Source organism: uncultured Pelagibacterium sp., assembly GCF_963972885.1.
GTDB classification, from domain to species: domain Bacteria; phylum Pseudomonadota; class Alphaproteobacteria; order Rhizobiales; family Devosiaceae; genus Pelagibacterium; species Pelagibacterium nitratireducens.
In genome coordinates this window covers 1-13,987 of sequence record NZ_CAXAXY010000073.1, presented here as the reverse complement: position 1 = coordinate 13,987, position 13,987 = coordinate 1, and the positions used below count along the sequence as shown (strand labels likewise).

General features: G+C 59.5%; 13 protein-coding genes. 8 read left to right on the top strand and 5 right to left on the bottom strand.

Going from position 1 to position 13,987, the window contains the following annotated elements; translation table 11 throughout:
* The 5 genes from mnmE to AACZ55_RS11865 all read left to right on the top strand — a co-directional run.
* On the top strand, positions 1 to 1,240 hold a 1,240-nt coding region (gene mnmE, locus AACZ55_RS11885), incomplete at its 5' end, for a tRNA uridine-5-carboxymethylaminomethyl(34) synthesis GTPase MnmE (protein ID WP_339646328.1).
* 103 nt (positions 1,241 to 1,343) lie between these two features.
* Complete coding sequence (gene mnmG, locus AACZ55_RS11880; protein ID WP_339646326.1) at positions 1,344 to 3,209, top strand: tRNA uridine-5-carboxymethylaminomethyl(34) synthesis enzyme MnmG; 1,866 nt, start codon at positions 1,344 to 1,346, stop codon at positions 3,207 to 3,209.
* The gene (rsmG, locus tag AACZ55_RS11875) at positions 3,206 to 3,865 is read left to right on the top strand and encodes a 16S rRNA (guanine(527)-N(7))-methyltransferase RsmG (RefSeq protein WP_339646324.1); all 660 of its coding nucleotides are present in this window, start codon (positions 3,206 to 3,208) and stop codon (positions 3,863 to 3,865) included. The genes mnmG and rsmG overlap by 4 nt, the downstream gene beginning before the upstream one ends.
* A gap of 37 nt (positions 3,866 to 3,902) precedes the next feature.
* A complete protein-coding gene (locus tag AACZ55_RS11870) occupies positions 3,903 to 4,703 on the top strand; it encodes a ParA family protein (RefSeq protein ID WP_339646322.1) in 801 nt (266 codons plus the stop codon).
* Between the two features lie 11 nt (positions 4,704 to 4,714).
* The gene (locus AACZ55_RS11865; RefSeq protein ID WP_338610776.1) at positions 4,715 to 5,599 is read left to right on the top strand and encodes a ParB/RepB/Spo0J family partition protein; all 885 of its coding nucleotides are present in this window, start codon (positions 4,715 to 4,717) and stop codon (positions 5,597 to 5,599) included.
* Positions 5,600 to 5,766: 167 nt separating this feature from the next.
* Here the strand turns inward: AACZ55_RS11865 and holA are convergent, their stop codons facing one another.
* The 3 genes from holA to leuS are packed head-to-tail and all read right to left on the bottom strand — an operon-like array spanning position 5,767 to position 9,888.
* Positions 5,767 to 6,789, bottom strand: a complete 1,023-nt coding sequence (holA, locus tag AACZ55_RS11860; RefSeq protein WP_339646319.1) for a DNA polymerase III subunit delta — start codon at positions 6,787 to 6,789, stop codon at positions 5,767 to 5,769.
* A complete protein-coding gene (lptE, locus tag AACZ55_RS11855) occupies positions 6,786 to 7,217 on the bottom strand; it encodes an LPS assembly lipoprotein LptE (protein ID WP_339646317.1) in 432 nt (143 codons plus the stop codon). The genes holA and lptE overlap by 4 nt, the downstream gene beginning before the upstream one ends.
* Positions 7,218 to 7,266: 49 nt before the next feature.
* The gene (leuS, locus tag AACZ55_RS11850; protein WP_339646315.1) at positions 7,267 to 9,888 is read right to left on the bottom strand and encodes a leucine--tRNA ligase; all 2,622 of its coding nucleotides are present in this window, start codon (positions 9,886 to 9,888) and stop codon (positions 7,267 to 7,269) included.
* 93 nt (positions 9,889 to 9,981) lie between these two features.
* On the opposite strand from leuS, the gene AACZ55_RS11845 reads away from it, so the two are divergent.
* The 3 genes from AACZ55_RS11845 (at position 9,982) to AACZ55_RS11835 (ending at position 11,985) form a co-directional block, all read left to right on the top strand.
* Positions 9,982 to 10,656: a YggS family pyridoxal phosphate-dependent enzyme gene (locus AACZ55_RS11845; RefSeq protein WP_339646313.1), complete on the top strand. Its 675-nt coding sequence runs from the start codon at positions 9,982 to 9,984 to the stop codon at positions 10,654 to 10,656.
* 105 nt (positions 10,657 to 10,761) lie between these two features.
* Entirely contained in the window at positions 10,762 to 11,445 is a 684-nt protein-coding gene (locus AACZ55_RS11840) for a response regulator transcription factor (RefSeq protein ID WP_339646311.1), read from the top strand.
* An 87-nt stretch (positions 11,446 to 11,532) separates the two neighbouring features.
* Positions 11,533 to 11,985 carry a Crp/Fnr family transcriptional regulator gene (locus AACZ55_RS11835; protein ID WP_339646309.1) on the top strand — a complete coding sequence of 151 codons (453 nt, stop codon included), beginning with the start codon at positions 11,533 to 11,535 and terminating at the stop codon, positions 11,983 to 11,985.
* Positions 11,986 to 12,114: 129 nt separating this feature from the next.
* Here AACZ55_RS11835 and xth read toward each other — a convergent pair whose 3' ends face one another.
* Together xth and AACZ55_RS11825 are read right to left on the bottom strand one after the other, a co-directional pair.
* Positions 12,115 to 12,915 (bottom strand): exodeoxyribonuclease III, encoded by an 801-nt coding sequence (gene xth, locus AACZ55_RS11830; protein WP_339646307.1) that lies wholly within the window; start codon positions 12,913 to 12,915, stop codon positions 12,115 to 12,117.
* A gap of 81 nt (positions 12,916 to 12,996) precedes the next feature.
* Positions 12,997 to 13,626, bottom strand: coding sequence for an outer-membrane lipoprotein carrier protein LolA (locus AACZ55_RS11825; protein WP_338608415.1), 630 nt, complete (start codon positions 13,624 to 13,626; stop codon positions 12,997 to 12,999).
* Positions 13,627 to 13,987: the final 361 nt, after the last annotated feature.

Here is a 13,987-nt window from a genome sequence, read left to right as displayed (position 1 = left end):
GTCCGGTCCAAAGACCTTTGCGGCGGTCGAGGCTCTGTGCGGCAGTCTGCCGGCGCCCCGCACACTGGCGCGAAAGACGCTGATCCATCCGGAAACGGGGGAAGCCCTCGACCAGGGCCTTGTTGCCGTTTTCCCCGGGCCCCATTCCTTCACCGGGCAGGATTGTGCCGAGTTTCAGGTTCATGGTTCACCGGCCGGCGTAAAGGCCATTCTGTCCACGCTGACCACCTGTTGCGGCCTTGAATTGGCCGGGGCCGGCGATTTCACCCGCCGCGCCTTTGAAAACGGCAAGCTCGATCTTACGGCCGTTGAGGGTCTTGGTGATCTTTTGGCGGCCGAAACCGAATCCCAGCGGCGTCAGGCTCTCTCGCGCCTGGAAGGCGGTCTGGCCGATCAAGTCATGATCTGGCGGGCGTTGTTGCTGGACGCGCGAGCCGAGATCGAAGCGCGTCTCGATTTTTCAGACGAAGACGACGTACCATTCGCCTTGCCGCATCATTTTATCGCCGATTTGCAGGCGCTTGGCCGCAAGCTCGCCGACGCACTGGCGAGCTATGACAGGGGCCGCATCGTCCGGGAGGGTTTCCGCATCGTTCTGGCCGGCGCGCCCAACGCCGGCAAATCGAGCCTGCTCAATCGCCTGGCCGGCTCCGAGGTCGCGATCGTCACCGCTGAAGCCGGTACCACGCGCGATACCAAGGATGTCGCCATCGATCTCGGCGGTCAGCTCATCACGCTCACCGATACCGCCGGACTGCGCGAGACAGACAGTCTGGCGGAAGGCGAAGGCATCAGACGGGCAAAAAAGGCTATGGAAAGCGCCGATCTCGTCCTCTGGCTGCTTGCTCCGGACGCAGTAAGTGCACCGGACATTGAAATGGACGTTCCCGTCTGGCGTCTGGGCACAAAATCGGATCTGGGGCAGGGGGCCTTTGTGGTCGATCTGTCGCTGTCGGTCACCAGCGGAGAGGGTATCGAAACCTTGCTAAAGCGCATCGAAAGCCATATTGAAGGCCGCCTCGGTGCGAGTGAATCAAGCCTGGTCAGCCATCTGCGCGACAAAGACGCGCTCGAGCGGGCGATCGTCAGCGTTGAAACGGCATTGGAGCGGATCGACCAGCCCGAACTCTGCGCTGAAGACTTGCGCCGGGCTGCCGACACTCTGGCCGGATTGATCGGGCTTATGGACAATGAAGCGGTTTTGGACCGACTGTTTGCCGGTTTTTGCATCGGGAAGTGATTCACGTGAAACACGCCGCACCCTTGTCGCGAGGGATTCACGTGAAACAGTGGGCGCCAATGCGGGCAAGAGATTCACGTGAAACACCATCGAGAGTGCAATCATGACTGACTATGGCGTCATCATCGTTGGCGGGGGACACGCGGGAGCGGAAGCGGCGGCCGCTTCGGCACGCCTGGGGGTGGCAACCGCGCTGGTCACGCATCGGTTCGCAACCATTGGTGAAATGAGCTGCAATCCGGCCATCGGTGGTCTGGGCAAAGGCCATCTGGTCCGCGAAATTGACGCCCTCGATGGCGTCATGGGCCGCATCGCCGACAAGGGCGGCATTCAGTTCCGTGTCCTCAATCGCCGAAAAGGTCCGGCCGTGCGTGGGCCCCGTGCGCAGCAGGACCGCAAGCTTTATCGCGAGGCCATGCAGGCCGAACTGTCTGCAACGCCCAATCTCGACATTATCGAAGGCGAAGTCGACGATCTCATGGTGACCGATGGCGTGGTCAGCGGCGTCGTTCTGCTCGACGGTCGCCAGATTTCGACCAGAGCCGTGGTTCTGACAACCGGCACATTCCTGCGCGGTCTTATCCATCGTGGTGAGGAAACCATTCCGGCGGGCCGGGCCGGGGAAAAGCCGGTTCTGGGCCTTTCGGTCCGTCTTGAAGCGCTCGGGCTCAAGCTGGGCCGCCTCAAGACCGGCACGCCGCCGCGGCTCGATGCCAACACCATAGATTTCTCGGTGCTGAACGAACAGCTTGGCGACGAACCGCCCGAGCCGTTTTCCGCACTGACCGACGCCATCACAACCCGGCAGATTTCGTGTTTTGAAACCCGCACGACACCCGAGGCGCATCGGATCATCGCCGATAATCTTTCAAAATCAGCGATGTATTCGGGACGCATCCAGTCGCGCGGGCCGCGCTATTGCCCTTCGATCGAAGACAAGATCGTGCGCTTTGCCGACAAGGACAGTCATCTGGTTTTCCTGGAGCCCGAGGGGCTCGACGATCCCACGATCTATCCCAATGGCCTTTCGACGTCCCTGCCGGCCGATGTGCAGCTGGAATTCCTGCAGGCCATGCCAGGGCTTGAAAATGTGGTGATCAAGCGTCCCGGCTATGCCATCGAATATGATCACGTCGATCCGCGCGAACTGGCGCCAAGCCTCATGCTGCGCGCCCTGCCGGGGCTTTACCTGGCAGGTCAGATCAATGGCACGACGGGCTATGAAGAGGCTGCCGCGCAGGGCCTTTTGGCCGGTGCCAACGCTGCATTGGCCGCCCTCGGGCGCACCCCACTCATCCTCTCGCGCACCAATTCCTATCTTGGCGTCATGATCGACGATCTGATTTCCCGCGGGGTGACCGAGCCTTATCGCATGTTCACCTCGCGCGCCGAGTTCCGTCTGCAGCTGAGGGTCGACAACGCCGACCAGCGCCTGACGCAGCTTGGAATCGACACCGGCATCGTGTCCAAAGAGCGTGAGCAGCATTTCCGCGTCCGTATGGAGCGGCTGGACGGAGCCAAGGCGCTTTTGCATTCCCTATGGGTAACCCCGACCGAAGCGCGCAAAGTCGGCGTGAACGTCAATGCGGATGGCGTGCGGCGTACCGCCTTTGAACTGATGAGCTACCCAACCACCACGCGGCAAGATCTTGAAGCCGTATGGCCTGGGATTTCAGACATGGAATCAAAGACTTATGAGCAGGTGGCCATCGACGCGCAATATGCTGTCTATCTGGAGCGCCAGCAGGCGGACGTTGAGGCCGTAAAGCGAGACGAAGCGCGTGCAATTCCCGAATGGCTCGATTACAGCCTTCTGCCCGGGCTATCGAACGAAATGAAGCAAAAGCTCATTGCGGCCCGTCCCCAAACCATCGCCCAGGCCCAGCGAATCGAGGGCGTGACTCCGGCGGCGCTGACACTGGTCCTGGCGGTTATCCGTCGTGGCCGTATCGACCGGAAGGCGTCATGACCGGTGATTCGCAGCGTTTGGCGGACCTTGAGCGCCACGGTGCGCCAATGTTCGGCAATGTTGAGGTTATTTTCACTCAACTCCATAGATTTTCGGACCATCTTTTGCGCTGGCAGAAGGTTCAGAATCTGGTTTCACGTGAAACACCGGGGGATCTGTGGTCGCGCCATATCCTTGATTCGCTTCAGATTTTGCCGCTGATCGGCCCAATTTCCGGGCCATTGCGCATTCTCGATATCGGCAGCGGCGGGGGTTTTCCCGCGATTCCCCTGGCCATCGCGTTGCAGGACGTCGATTTTTCCATGCATCTGATCGAATCCAACACACGAAAATGTGCGTTCCTGCGGGCCGCGGCGCGCGAATTTGACCTGCCGATCACAGTTCATACTGCCAGAATAGAGGCGGTTCCGCCCGAAATTGTTGGGGTAGTCGATCTTTTTACCTCCCGGGCCCTAGCGCCCTTACCCTTGCTCTTGACCTATATCCACCGTTTTTGGAGCCCGCAAAGCCGCGCCATTCTGCATAAAGGGCGCGAAAATGGGGAAGAACTGAAATCAGCGGATTCAGATTGGGTTTACGATGTGTTAAAGCATCAAAGTGCGACGGACAAAGACGGCGTTCTGCTCGAGTTTTCCCATCTGAGGCCTCGCACCTAACCTAAGTGTTTGAAGCCGTGACGGTTTCGGAGGTCAGATGCATCCGCGTATCATTACACTCGCCAATCAAAAGGGTGGTGTCGGCAAGACGACGACGGCCATTAACCTTGCAACTGCCCTCGCCGCGATTGGTGAGCGTGTTCTGATCGTCGATCTCGATCCGCAGGGCAATGCCTCCACCGGGCTTGGGCTCGGCCGCCAGCAGCGTGAGCGCTCGTCCTATGACCTGCTGCTCAACGAATCGACCGTCAAGGACGCGGCGGTGCTTACCAATGTACCCAACGTTGCGATCGTTCCCTCGACCATGGATCTGCTGGGTGTGGAATTGATGATCGCCGCCGAGCGGGATCGGGCGTTTCGTTTGAAGTCGGCATTGGATAACGTTGCCGAAGTGACCATCGACAATAAGCCGATCACCTATGTGCTGATCGACTGCCCGCCGTCGCTGAATCTGCTCACCATCAACGCGCTCACCGCTGCCGACGCGGTGCTTGTGCCGTTGCAGTGCGAATTTTTCGCGCTGGAGGGTCTGAGCCAATTGCTTCAAACCATTGAGCAAATCCGCTCGACACTCAATCCGCGGCTGTCGATCCAGGGCGTGGTGATGACCATGTTCGACAAGCGCAACAATCTGTCCGAGCAGGTGCTCAGCGATGTGCGCGAGCATATGGGAACGCTGGTCTACGACACCGTCATTCCTCGCAATGTGCGTCTTTCCGAGGCGCCCAGCTATGGCAAGCCGGCTTTGCTGTATGACCTTAAATGCGCCGGAAGTCAGGCCTATCTTCGATTGGCCACCGAAGTAATCAAGCGCGAACGCCAGTTGCGGGCGGCCTGATGGAGAAGACCATGAACGATAAACCCACTCGTCTCGGCCGCGGTCTGGCCGCGCTGATCGGCGATATGCAGCCTCTTGAAGCCGCGCCCCGCCAGGCAGAAGCCTCCACAGGCACCCGCCGGCTGCCCGTCGAATTCATAATTGCCAACCGGGCCAACCCGCGTAAGGATTTCGACGCCGAGCTGCTCGAGGATCTGACCAATTCAATTCGTGAAAAAGGCGTCATGCAGCCGCTTCTGGTGCGCCCGAGCGATCAGGGGCCAGATGTCTTTGAAATCATCGCCGGAGAGCGGCGCTGGCGCGCAGCGCAGCGCGCAGGACTGCACGAGGTTCCCGTCATCATCCGTGAGGTCGATGACAAGGAAGCGCTTGAGCTGGCAATCATCGAAAACGTCCAGCGCGCCGACCTCAATCCGCTTGAAGAAGCCCAAGGTTATGGGCAGCTGATCGAACAGTTCGACTATACCCAAAACGATCTGGCGCACGTCATTGGCAAGTCCCGCTCCCATGTTGCCAACACGCTCAGGTTGTTGCGGCTGCCCGACGAGGTCCAGCACATGCTCGAGCGCGGCGAGCTTACCGCGGGGCATGCCAGAACGTTGATTACGTCGGATGATCCATTGGCTTTGGCACGCCGAATCGTTGACGCGGGGCTGTCGGTGCGCGAAGCCGAAGCGCTGCATCAGCAGGGCGCTGAAGCGCGTCGACCGCAACCGGCCGGCGAAAAGCGGCCGGCGTCGAAAGACGCGGACACACTGGCCCTGGAAAAGCAGCTATCGGACGCCTTGGGCCTTTCGGTGACGCTCGATCACAAGGATCGTGGCGGAAAACTGGAAATCCGCTACAAAACGCTTGAGCAGCTCGACGGAATTTGCGCGCGCCTCATGCCGCATTGAGCGGCGTTGCACGTGAAACATCTGCCTAAGTTGCTGATATCTCTTGATCCATTCTGGATTTAATAGGTCGGGTCGCCGGCTCTAGAATTTTGTTTTGTCCCGTATCCGAGTCGCACAACCGATTCCATGCGCCATGGCGTCGCGGACAGGTTTGTGCTCGACAGGTTCTATCGTCTGGCCGCGGCCATGCATATGGCAAGCAGCGCCTGGCGGCCTATGGCCGGCGCCAGTGGCCCCGATTTGCGGCTGTCGAGGATGGCGGCGGCCAGACGATTGCAGGCTGCCGCCAGCCCATCATCGTTCCAGAGCCTGAGTTGTTGCTCGAAACCGGCCTTGCGCGAAAAATGGATGCGTGGCGTTGCCCGGCTGACGATCTGGTCGACGCTTGCTCCGGCATCGATTTCAGCACGCATGGCACGCAGCCTGGAAAAATGCTGCATTGCGACGATCAGCAGGCGCTGTGCGTCGGTTCCGGCGGCCGCCGCGCGCGTCATGGCATCGTCGAAGCGACGGGCATGGCCGGTGGCGATGGAATCGACGACAGCATCGATGGCCAAGGCCGCGTTATCACCGCACAATCGCATGACGTCGTCCCGGGTCAACCTGCCACCGTCCCCGGCATAAAGAACGAGTTTTTGCAGTTCGCTGCGCGTTACCTGGCGGTCGTTGCCAAGCATGTCGCGCAGCATCGGTGCCAGATCGGCCTCCAGCGCAATATTGGCCGCGGCAAATGTTTCGCGGATCAATGTATCGATTGTCTGGCCGGTGTCGGCATAACAGGGCAATGCCCTGGCATCCCTGCGCGCTTCGGCATGCTTGCGCAGGGCGTCGGAGGGCTTTAGGTCGGCGCCTTCTACGACAAAGAGGGCCTGGGCTCCTTCGTCGAGGAGTTCGACAAGGGTGGGCGCCAGTTTGTTTGTCGCCGCGCGAATGCGAATAGTGGTCTGACCGCCAAACAAGGATGGGCTGCGCGCCAGAATACCCAGTCTTTGGGGATCGGCGTCGATCTCGCTCATATGCAATTGCGACAGGCTTTCGGGATCTGGCGGGTCGCCGGCGAAATGCTTGACCAGCCGGGCCGCATTCTCGCTGACCAGCCCGGTATCGGGACCATAAACCAGCACAAGGCCCGAGGTCAGGTCGGGGCGCGCGAGAAACTTCTCGATGTCGCGCCCCTTAAGTGCGCTCATCGTGTCTGCAGGTCGGCCAGCAAAGCCAGACGAACAGTTTCCGCCGCCGCCTTTGCCGCCTGTTCTTCCGCTGCCGTCCGCGCAGCATCGTCGGCGACGATCTGGCCCGTCGTGCGATAGCCGGCGGTGGCCGAGCGCGCGCCGCCGGCGAGGCTCATGCCATCGTCGATGACGAGATAAGTTATTGTGATCGTGAGCTGATTTTCCGTTATTGGCCCCGATATACTGGATAGGCCAATGCGCGTGGTGTTGGACGAAACCTGGGCAGAAAACTGCGGTGCGCCCGCGACGTTCGGCCCAAGTCGATCCGAAAGCGTTCGATAAACCACTTGCTCCAGGCGCGTTTCCGGTTCCGCATAGCTCAGGGCGAGGCTCGCGTTCGCCGCGTTCGCACCGCCGTAAATCGGCGTCAGTGTGCAGCCGGCCAAAGAGACGGCCGCTGTTAGGGCCGTACCAAGGCACAAGGCACGAAGACCTCTAGCAAACCACATTGACGATCCTGTTGGGCACGACGATCACCTTTCGGGGTGGGTTGCCTTCGAGAATGCGGACAACCGCGTCCAGTGACAAGGCCGCAGCTTCGGCCTGGGCCGAAGGCGCGTCTTTGGGCATTTCGATCTCACCACGCCGTTTTCCGTTGACCTGAACTGCCAATACAACCGTGTCATCAACAAGGTAGTTCGGGTCAGCTTCCGGCCAGGGCGTGTCGCAGATCATCGTCTGGTGACCCAGATTGGCCCAACAGCTTTCGGCCAGATGGGGCATCATGGGAGCGATGAACTGCACGAAGCGTTCGATGGCCGTGCGCAGCGCGGTGATATTGGCCAGAGAGGGTGATTCGCTTACGGCCGGAATGAACTTCTGGATCGCATTGGCCAGTTCGTAGATCTGGGCGACGGCACGATTGAACCGCAGCCCCGCCAGATCGGCCTCGATCAGGGCCGTGGCCTTATGGGCGGCCTTGAGGATTTCGACAGTGTGCTGCTCCTCACCGTCAATTATGGCCGGGTCGAGCGAAAGCAGTTCGCGCGCCTCGCCGACCAGCTTGTAGGCCCGTTGGGTAAAGCGCCAAGCACCCTCGATGCCTGCTTCGGTCCACTGCACGTCGCGTTCGGGTGGCGAATCGGAAAGCACGAACCAGCGCACCGTATCGGCGCCATACGTGGCGATCATATCGTCGGGATCGATGACGTTACGCTTGGATTTACTCATCTTTTCAATGGAGCCGATGACCACAGGCTCCCCGGTCACCGAAGAGGTTGCCACGCGTCGGCCATCGGATGCCTGCACCATGACTTCGGTGGGCGGCACCCAATTGCCCTGGGCGTCCTTGTAGGTTTCGTGAGTCACCATGCCTTGGGTGAACAGGCCTTTGAAGGGCTCATCGACATCCATGTGCCCGGTGCGGCTCATGGCCCGGGCGAAAAAGCGCGAATACAGCAGGTGCAAAATGGCGTGTTCGATGCCGCCGATGTACTGATCGACCGGCAGCCATTCGTTGGCCATCTCCGGAATCGTCGGATTGTCGGCGCGCGGTGCTGTAAAGCGAGCGAAATACCACGAGGAATCGACAAATGTATCCATCGTGTCGGTTTCCCGGCGCGCCTTGGAGCCGCATGATGGGCAATCGACGTATTTGAAGCTCGGGTGGCGGTCCAGCGGATTGCCCGGCGTGTCGAACTCGACATCGGCCGGCAGACGGACCGGCAATTGATCCTTGGGCACGGGAACGATGCCGCAGGTGTCGCAATGGATGACGGGGATCGGGCAACCCCAATAGCGCTGACGCGAGATGCCCCAGTCGCGCAGGCGATAATTGACCTGGCGGACACCCTGAGGCTTGCCTTCGACCTTTTCGGTTTCCAGAAAGCGGGCGATCGCATCCTTGGCGGCGTCGACATCCATACCGTCGAGAAATCCGGAATTAAAAGCGACCCCGGGACCGGTATAGGCTTCATCTTCAACGGAAAACACCTCGGCGTCCGTGTTTGGCGGCAAAACGACGGGGATGACCGGGAGGTCGTATTTGCGGGCAAAATCGAGGTCGCGCTGGTCATGGGCCGGACAGCCGAAAATTGCGCCTGTGCCGTAATCCATCAAGACGAAATTGGCGACATAGACGGGCAGGGTTGCGCCTTCTATTACCGGATGGGTCACGGTAATTGTCGTGCGATAGCCCCGCTTTTCGGCGGTTTCGATCACTTCGGCCGAGGTGCCCATGCGGTGACACTCGGCGATGAATTCGGCCAGAGCCGGATCGGACTGGGCCAGATGGGCAGCCATGGGGTGGTCGGGCGAAAGGGCAACAAAGGAAGCGCCAAACAGCGTATCGGGCCGCGTGGTAAAAATCTCGACGCTGTCCTGACCCGCATCACCCGAAGCGACGCCAAACAGGATGCGCAGCCCTTCGGACCGTCCGATCCAGTTGCGCTGCATCAGTCGGACTTTTTCAGGCCAATCGGTCAGGCCGTCGATCGCGGAGAGCAGATCTTCGGCAAAATCGGAAATCTTGAAAAACCACTGGGTCAATTCGCGCTGCTCGACCAGCGCGCCCGAGCGCCAACCGCGGCCGTCGATCACCTGTTCGTTGGCCAGAACCGTATGGTCGACGGGGTCCCAGTTGACCTTGGAAGACTTGCGCGTGACCAGACCCGCTTCAAGCATATCGATGAACAGCATTTGCTGTCGGTGGTAATATTGTTCGTCACAGGTCGCAAATTCCCTGCTCCAGTCGAGCGAAAAACCCATCGATTGCAATTGCTTGCGCATTGCCGCGATATTGTCATAGGTCCACTCGCGCGGGTGGACCTTGTTGGCCATCGCCGCGTTTTCGGCGGGCATGCCGAACGCATCCCAGCCCATTGGGTGGAGGACTTTTTTGCCCTTGGCCCGCTGGAACCGTGCAACCACGTCGCCCATGGTGTAGTTGCGCACATGGCCGACGTGGATGCGGCCCGAGGGGTAGGGAAACATCTCGAGCACATAGTAGGGCTCACGCGGATCGTCGTTGGACGTTTCGAAGGTTTTGTTCTCCGCCCAGACCTTTTGCCAATGAGGTTCTTGTTCGCGCGGATTGTAGCGCTCGGAAGCGTTTGCCATAGAAAGTACCGGTGGCCGCCCTATACTTGAGAAGAGATGAGAAATTGGGTAGGCGACCATCACCAGAAAAGCGCCGGAAGGTCAACCATTGCCATGAGCCCAAACGCCCCGGAAACCGCTGCCCAACGGCTCGCGGACATCACGACCCGCATGGACCGGGCCGCCGGGCGGCTTGAAGGGGGCGCTCGCGCCAATCTGGTAGCCGTTTCCAAGACCTTCGATGCTTCGGCGATCGCTCCGGTCATTGAGGCCGGACAGCGTCATTTCGGTGAAAACCGTGTCCAGGAGGCGCAGGGCAAATGGCCCGCCCTGAAATCGGCATATCGCGATATCGTATTGCATCTGATTGGGCCGCTGCAGACCAACAAGGCGGGCGATGCGGTTGGATTGTTCGATGTCATCGAAAGCGTGGACCGCGACAAGCTGGCCAGGGTGCTCTCGGGTGAGATGGAAAAACAGAATCGGCATCTGCCTTGCTTCGTGCAGGTCAATATCGGGGGCGAAGAGCAAAAAGCGGGGGTGGCGGTATCGGAAACAGTCGCCTTCGTTGCCCGCTGCAGGGATCAATATGGGCTCGATATCGTTGGTTTGATGTGTATTCCCCCGGTCGAGGACGCTCCAGGGCCCTATTTTGCGCAGCTGGCGCGTTTGGCAAGAGAGGCCGGCGTTTCTCAATTGTCCATGGGGATGAGTTCGGATTTCGAGACGGCAATACTGATGGGAGCAACGCAGGTTCGGGTGGGTTCGGCGCTTTTCGGGGCTCGATAACGCGCATGTGATTGGCGAATGCCTCACTCAAGCTAGATTGAATCGTATGTCACTTCGAAAGACAGGTGTTTGCCGCTTGTCAGGAAAGAAGCGGGAGTTTTGCTGATGAACAAGCGCCGTTTGCTGGTCGTCGACGACGACACCGATCTGCGGGCCGCATTGGTGGGGCAGCTCGAACCCTATCGCGAGTTCGACATCACGGAAGCGGGAACGGCCTCCGGAGCGCGTGAAACCGCCCGGGCGGGCCATTTCGATCTTATGCTGCTTGATGTCGGCCTGCCCGACATGGATGGCCGGGAAGCCCTCAAGATCATGCGCAGCGACGGATTTAGGGCGCCGGTCATCATGCTGACGGGGCAGGACAGCGAGTCCGACGAAATTCGTGGACTTGAAAGCGGTGCAAACGACTATGTCACCAAGCCATTCCGCTTTTCGGTGCTTCTGGCGCGCATGCGTGCCGCGCTGCGCCAGCACGATCAGAGCGAGGATGTGGTTTTCACCATAGGGCCCTACAGCTTCCAGCCTGCGGCCAAGACACTGGAAAATGGCGATGGTTCGAAGATCCGTCTGACCGACAAGGAAACCTCGATCCTCAAATTCCTGTACCGGCAGGGTGCCAAGACCATTTCACGCGATGTCCTGCTCGCCGAAGTCTGGGGATACAACAATCGCGTCACAACCCATACGCTCGAGACCCATATCTACCGTTTGCGCCAAAAGATCGAACGCGACCCGTCAAATGCACGTCTTTTGGTCACTGAAGAAGGCGGATACCGGCTGGTTCCCTGATTTCCTCGGGGCCAGATCGGTCTAAGCCTTTGCGCGCGCGGTAATATATGCCAATCATACGCCCTCAACGCGCTGCCGGGGGCATGTATGGACGAAGCGGCGGCAGTGGCCGCGTTCGCAGAACTCGATTTTTTTTCCAGCTTTTCTGATGAACAGCTGCGCCTTCTGGCGTTCGTTTGCGAAGACGTTTCGCTTTCTCCTGGTGATGTTCTCTATACGGCAGGTGATGTTGCCGACGGCGGCTATGTCCTTGTGTCCGGCGCTCTTGAGACAACGGACTCGCCAGTTGAGGACAGTGGGCGGTTTCGCATCGATCCCGTCGCGCTGGTGGGAGAGCTCGGCCTGATGCTGACCCGTCCGCGCGGCGCATCGCTCCGGGCGGCGCGATCGAGCACATTGCTGTTTGTGCCGCGCGGACCTTTTCTGAAACTGCTGAGAAGCCATCCCGAACTTGCCGAAGATGTCGCGGCAACAATCAGGGCCGAACTTTCGCGCTATCTCGATTCCATTACCCGTCTGGGCGAGCGGTTTTCAGACTGACATCTAGAGCCGTTCAGGATTTGATTAAATCAAATCCTGGGCTCCAAACCCTTGCTTTGTCGCGTGTCCGAACCGCAAAATCGTTTCCATCCCCGATCGCGTCGGGGACATGGTTTTGCTGGATACGCTCTAGGCGAAATCAACGATTACCGGCACATGGTCGGAGGGTTTTTCCGACCATCCGCGGGCCGGGCGCAGGATATGGGCTGCTTTTGCGTGGGCCGCGATGTCGCGTGTCGCCCATATGTGATCGAGCCGGCGGCCGCGGTCGGACATGTCCCAATCCTTGGCTCTGTAGCTCCACCAGGAATAGACTTTTTCCTCGATCGGTATGTGCTGGCGCACAAGATCGACCCAATTGCGCCGGGAGAGCAGGCGGTCGAGGGCTTCGGTTTCGACTGGCGTATGGGAAACCACTTTGAGGAGCTGCTTATGGCTCCAGACGTCGTTTTCATGGGGCGCCACGTTGAAATCGCCGCAAATCAGCTGGCGCTCGTCGAAAACCAGATCGTCGAACCAATCTTCCATCTCGGCCAGAAAGTCGAGCTTGTGGCGGAATTTGGGGTTGATTTCGGGGTTTGGCTCGTCGCCGCCAGCGGGAACGTAGAAATTGTGTACGGTGAGCGGGCCTTTGCCGAAGTCGAGCCGGGCCGAAACGTGGCGGCAGTCAGGTATGTCGCAAAAGCCGCGCGCCGTGATTTCGTCAAGGGGATGTTTCGAAAGTATGGCCACCCCGTGATAGCCCTTTTGTCCGTGAACGGCCTGGTGGGGATAGCCGGCATCGGCGAAGGCTGAGCGGGGGAACTGATCGTTCATGCATTTGATCTCCTGCAGACACAGGACATCAGGGCCGTACTGGGAGAGAAAATCGAGGACGATGGGCAGGCGCAGCCGCACCGAGTTGATGTTCCAGGTGGCAAGCGAAGGCATAAGCGACTCTGAAGGACGGGTAGGGGTGACGCCTTTATGACGGCCCGGCCCGGCGCGGTAAAGCCCCGAGCCCATTCTCTCTCAGTTCGCGTTGACCGACCGGTAGGTGGGATCGATGCGGAAATACTGATCGGGAATATCGACGCCCTTTTCGGTCTCGGTAATCGAAAACGTGGTTTCCACGCCGGAGGGCTCGATGAGGCTCCACTGGACGAGATCGAGTGACTCGCGATCAAAGATCAGCGAAACCTGCACAGTACCGATGGGGCTTTCATCAACAATCATTACCGATACGTGGGTTTCCGAGAGCACGACGTCGGAGAGGTTGGAGTTGATCAGGCTGACCTCATCGCCGAGAAACTGGCGCAGCGGCACATTGTCCTGCGGATAGGCGTATTGGGTGCGCTCCTGACGGTCGATGACATAAAATCCGCGACCCTGCGAAATGATCTCTTCCCGACTTGGCGGGGCATAGCGGAAGCGCACCATGTCGGGGCGCTTGAGCCAGAATGTGCCCTCGATTTGCCCGCCCTGGCTGTCGATCTGGACAAAGCGACCAGCCATGGTGCGAATTTCGGTGTTGTGGGCCGAAATCTCTTGAAGGAGAAACTCTTCATCCGGGGTCAGAACGCGTGACTGCGCATTGACGGGCATGGCCAGTGCGAGCGCGCAAATGCCCGCTGTCAAGAGTGCGGCGACAATGCGAATCATTTCAGGACTCCGTTTCGGTACAACAAGGGTCTGCCCCTTGAATGGTCGAGGTAAATCCCAATTGCGGCAAGAGCGCGAAACCGGACGACCCGGCGGTAAACTCATCGTGTAACGGTGAGGTTCCTTGTCGGCGTCAGAGCATGTCCGCTTTTCTCCGAATCGCGAAAATCCTCCAAGTCTTTGTTTTGGCGCGTTTCCGAACCGCAAAACCGCTTCCATCCCCGATCGCGTCGAGTGCTGGACACACCCTAGTAGCCGTCGGCATTGTCGCCGATCAGCACTTCGCGTTTGCCCGCATGGTTGGCCGGGGAAATGATGCCTTCGTGCTCCATGCGTTCGATCAGTGTCGCGGCCTTGTTGT

What these genes read in the sequence shown, in the direction of transcription:
- mnmG (WP_339646326.1), top strand. Translation starts at nt 1,344, where the DNA reads ATGACTGACTATGGCGTCATCATCGTTGGCGGGGGACACGCGGGAGCG.
- rsmG (WP_339646324.1), top strand. Translation starts at nt 3,206, where the DNA reads ATGACCGGTGATTCGCAGCGTTTGGCGGACCTTGAGCGCCACGGTGCG.
- AACZ55_RS11870 (WP_339646322.1), top strand. Translation starts at nt 3,903, where the DNA reads ATGCATCCGCGTATCATTACACTCGCCAATCAAAAGGGTGGTGTCGGC.
- AACZ55_RS11865 (WP_338610776.1), top strand. Translation starts at nt 4,715, where the DNA reads ATGAACGATAAACCCACTCGTCTCGGCCGCGGTCTGGCCGCGCTGATC.
- holA (WP_339646319.1), bottom strand. Translation starts at nt 6,789, where the DNA reads ATGAGCGCACTTAAGGGGCGCGACATCGAGAAGTTTCTCGCGCGCCCC.
- leuS (WP_339646315.1), bottom strand. Translation starts at nt 9,888, where the DNA reads ATGGCAAACGCTTCCGAGCGCTACAATCCGCGCGAACAAGAACCTCAT.
- AACZ55_RS11845 (WP_339646313.1), top strand. Translation starts at nt 9,982, where the DNA reads ATGAGCCCAAACGCCCCGGAAACCGCTGCCCAACGGCTCGCGGACATC.
- AACZ55_RS11840 (WP_339646311.1), top strand. Translation starts at nt 10,762, where the DNA reads ATGAACAAGCGCCGTTTGCTGGTCGTCGACGACGACACCGATCTGCGG.
- AACZ55_RS11835 (WP_339646309.1), top strand. Translation starts at nt 11,533, where the DNA reads ATGGACGAAGCGGCGGCAGTGGCCGCGTTCGCAGAACTCGATTTTTTT.
- xth (WP_339646307.1), bottom strand. Translation starts at nt 12,915, where the DNA reads ATGCCTTCGCTTGCCACCTGGAACATCAACTCGGTGCGGCTGCGCCTG.
- AACZ55_RS11825 (WP_338608415.1), bottom strand. Translation starts at nt 13,626, where the DNA reads ATGATTCGCATTGTCGCCGCACTCTTGACAGCGGGCATTTGCGCGCTC.